Raw genomic sequence first — 3,511 nt, forward strand, 5'->3', positions numbered from 1 at the left:
GAATAAAAAACTAATTTAGAGAAATTTTTGTTTCAATCTGTCTCCATTAGTTCTTCTTATAAAGTGAATTTGCAAATTCCAAAATCACAAAAAGGAGAAAAACAATGACAGATCACGAAAAACTTGTAATGCGAAACATCATCTATGCGGTAGAAACCGGCGGACAGGTTTACGGTCAGAAAAACTACGCTGACTTCACAGAGGCCTACACAAACAGCTCCTCAGAGCATGCAATTACCATTGGCGCAGGACAGTGGTATGGAAATGAAGCACGGACGCTTCTTCTCAATATCAAAGCGGCTGATGCTACAACATTTAAAAAACATGATACTGCCGGTGTTGCTGCAGATCTTGCCAAAACAGACTGGTCAAATTACCGGCTTTCCAAAACTTCTGCAAAGGCTAAAGCTATTGTAAATATTATTAATTCCACTGTCGGCCGCCGTTGTCAGGATCAGCTTATGGATACCCAGATGGAAGCCTATGTAAAGGAAGCGGCTGCTCTTGGGGTTTCCAATATGGATGCCAAAATGATGTGTGCTAATTTCAGACATCAGGGAGGAGCCTCTGCTGTAAAAAGGATTCTGGCAAAAACAACAAAGCCTTACACTCTGGATCATCTCTACGCAGCCTGCCAGACAGACACCGGAAATCAGGTAGGAGCATATAAGAGTCGTCAGAAAATGGTATATAACGCTCTGAAGACTTATATCACAAATTATAAGGTTACCGCTGCCGAGGCCATTCAAGCTGCTATCAAAATTGCCAAAGCTGAAATTGGATATCTGGAAAAGAAATCTAACGCAAATCTGGACAGTAAAACTGCCAATGCAGGAACTGCTAATTATACAAAATATTGGAGAGATACAGATCCTGCTAATCAGGCAGCCCCATGGTGTGCATGTTTTATCAGTTGGGTCTTTATGAAAGCTTTTGGAAAATCCACCGCAACCAAGCTTTTAAAGCATTGGCCATATATCTATGTTCCAACACTGGCAGGATTATTCACCAACTATGCGACCCCCAAGGTCGGAGATATTTTCATGTACCATAACGGATCTGAATTTTCACATACAGGACTGGTAATTTCAGTAAGTGGTGATAAATTTGTAACCATTGAAGGTAATACCAATGACGGAAGCGGTGTCGTTGCTGAAGGAATTGGAGTCTACCAGAAAACAAGGTACAACAGCCAGCTTCCAGGCTCAAAATTTGCCCGTCCAAATTACAGTATCGTAACCTCTATTAATGGTTCCGGCGGGGACATCACACCACCATCCACATGGGTAACGACCGGTACTGCTGTATGTACAGGAGATGACGTTTATGTACGCCAGACTCCAGGCGGTACTGTTATGGGTATGGTATCCAAAGGAACAAAATTAGAACTGGATGGAACCAGCTCCGGTGTATGGGTTCATGTAAAAGTTGCAGGAATCGGTATTGGTTATATGCATCAGGATTATGTTGGGAAAGATTCCGGCTCTACAGGCTCTTCATCAGTAAAAACAGCGCAGAATGCGCTGAACAGCAAGTTTAATGCCGGTCTGACTGTGGACGGTATTTGGGGATCTGCATGCAAAACAGCATACATCAGAGCAATACAGTCTGCCCTGAACTCTGTGTATGGTGCTGGACTTGCAGCCGACGGCATCTGGGGAACAAATACCTCCAATGCCTGCGCCGCCCATGTACTTTCTGAAGGAGCCAATAACCTCTATGTCGGTGTATTACAAATTGGCCTTTACGCACATAATATAACACTGAACAGTGGAATTGACAATTCTTTTGGTCCTTCTACAAAACAGGGAGTTATTAAATTTCAGACTTCTCAGGGATTATCTGCTGATGGAATAGCAGGCCGTGACACTTTTGCCAAACTTGCAGGTGTCTGACCTTCTATTTCTCAAAAGGAGTCGTTGCATATCAATGCAACGGCTCCTTTTTAATATCTGTTTTATTCCTCTGACTTTTCCTCCGCAGTCTGCTGCTTTTCATAATTATAAATCCAGCTGGGCGTCATACTTTCGCTTCCATCTCCATATACAGAAACAGCAATGTACTTTCCATCTTTCACATAATATCCAATTTCCAGCTTCAAACTCGCCGCTAATGGTCCACCCTGTTTCTGACTTCCTTCTATCTGAATATCGGCATTGCTGATATCAAAGATAGTCTGTGTAAAATTGCCTTCCGAACCATATTCCATTGTCACACTATCCTCATCAGATTCTGTAAGGACTCCGTTTATATATATGATCTCCGATTCTGGTTCGGCGGCAGCACTGCTCTCAGAAAAGGAATTCTCTGTATTATTTTGGGACTGTGAATTTCCATTTTCTTCCCGGAAACCTGCTTCATCCTCTCCTCTCAATCCACATCCCGGAAGACCTGCCAGCAATATCCCAAGCATTATAAATCCTGCTGTCATTCTTTTGTATCCCATTTTCTCTTTCCCCTGTTGTAAATGATGATTGTTCCTTGATTCTGCCCCTTCCTGTTAATAATCCTCAGAAGTCTCCCCATCCTCATCTATATAATCCGCATCTCCGGATTCTTCATACTCCTGTGTATCCTCTTCTGCCTGTGTATTTCTCTGTTCCATATTATATAGCTGACTGGGTGAAAAATATTCTGTCCCATCGCTGTACACATAGGTGGCAATATTCACTCCATCTTTCACATAATAATCTACATCTACATTAAGGCTTGTTCTAAGACCGCTGACTCCGATCACTTCATCTACCTGAATATCCAGCTCTGCACTGCTGATGTCAAAAGTCATTTCATAAAAATCTCCATCAGAGCCGGTTTCTATTGTCATGGTAGAGTCATCGTTATATCTTACATTGCCGCTGACAGACTTCATTTCGTAATCATAAACCCAGCTGGGGGTCATACTTTCACTTCCGTCTCCATATACAGAAGCAGCAATGTAATCTCCATTCTCCACATAATATCCAATTTTAAGGTTCAGATTTGCCGCTAACGGCCCCCCCTGTTTCTTGTTTCCGCCTATCTGAATATCCGCATTACTGATGTCAAAAGTTGTCTGATTAAAATCCCCGTCAGATCCATACTCGATTGTTACACTGTCCTCATCAGAATCTGTGAGAACTCCGTTTATATATGCGATTTCTTTTTCTGCTTCTGAAGATGTGTTTCCTGTACTGCCGGACTGCGCCCCTGCCCCTGCCTGCGCAGCTGCTTTCGTAGGTTTTGGTGCTGCTGAAGCTTTTGGAGTTGGCGTAGCTGTAGCCTTCGGTGCTGCTGTGACCGCCGCCTTGGTCGGTTCTGGAGCAGATGTCCCTCCATTGCCCTCTGTCAGTCCGCATCCGGAAAAACATGTTACTGCTATTCCCAATGCCATAAATACTGCTGTCAATTTCTTGTAGTTCATTCACTCTTCCTCCTGACATAATATTTTTCTTTCATTATACGCCTTTAACTTATCTGTTTTGCAGAAACTGTCAAAATCACGCCTCTTATTGTAATAATTTCCTTTGTTTTC

The 3,511-nt window shown here is 42.8% G+C and carries 3 protein-coding genes; 1 reads left to right on the plus strand and 2 read right to left on the minus strand.

Annotated features, from left to right (window positions below; translation table 11 throughout):
• The first annotated feature begins 104 nt into the window (after positions 1 to 104).
• Positions 105 to 1,895: a peptidoglycan-binding protein gene (locus RDS42_RS13445; RefSeq protein ID WP_308784101.1), complete on the plus strand. Its 1,791-nt coding sequence runs from the start codon at positions 105 to 107 to the stop codon at positions 1,893 to 1,895.
• A 62-nt stretch (positions 1,896 to 1,957) separates the two neighbouring features.
• On the opposite strand, the gene RDS42_RS13450 is transcribed toward RDS42_RS13445, so the two are convergent.
• Both RDS42_RS13450 and RDS42_RS13455 read right to left on the minus strand, forming a co-directional pair.
• Positions 1,958 to 2,446: a hypothetical protein gene (locus RDS42_RS13450; protein ID WP_308784102.1), complete on the minus strand. Its 489-nt coding sequence runs from the start codon at positions 2,444 to 2,446 to the stop codon at positions 1,958 to 1,960.
• Between the two features lie 54 nt (positions 2,447 to 2,500).
• A complete protein-coding gene (locus RDS42_RS13455) occupies positions 2,501 to 3,400 on the minus strand; it encodes a hypothetical protein (protein WP_308784103.1) in 900 nt (299 codons plus the stop codon).
• Positions 3,401 to 3,511 lie beyond the last annotated feature (111 nt).

Origin of the sequence: uncultured Blautia sp. (genome assembly GCF_902497045.1) — a bacterium.
In the GTDB taxonomy this organism is placed as follows: domain Bacteria; phylum Bacillota; class Clostridia; order Lachnospirales; family Lachnospiraceae; genus Blautia_A.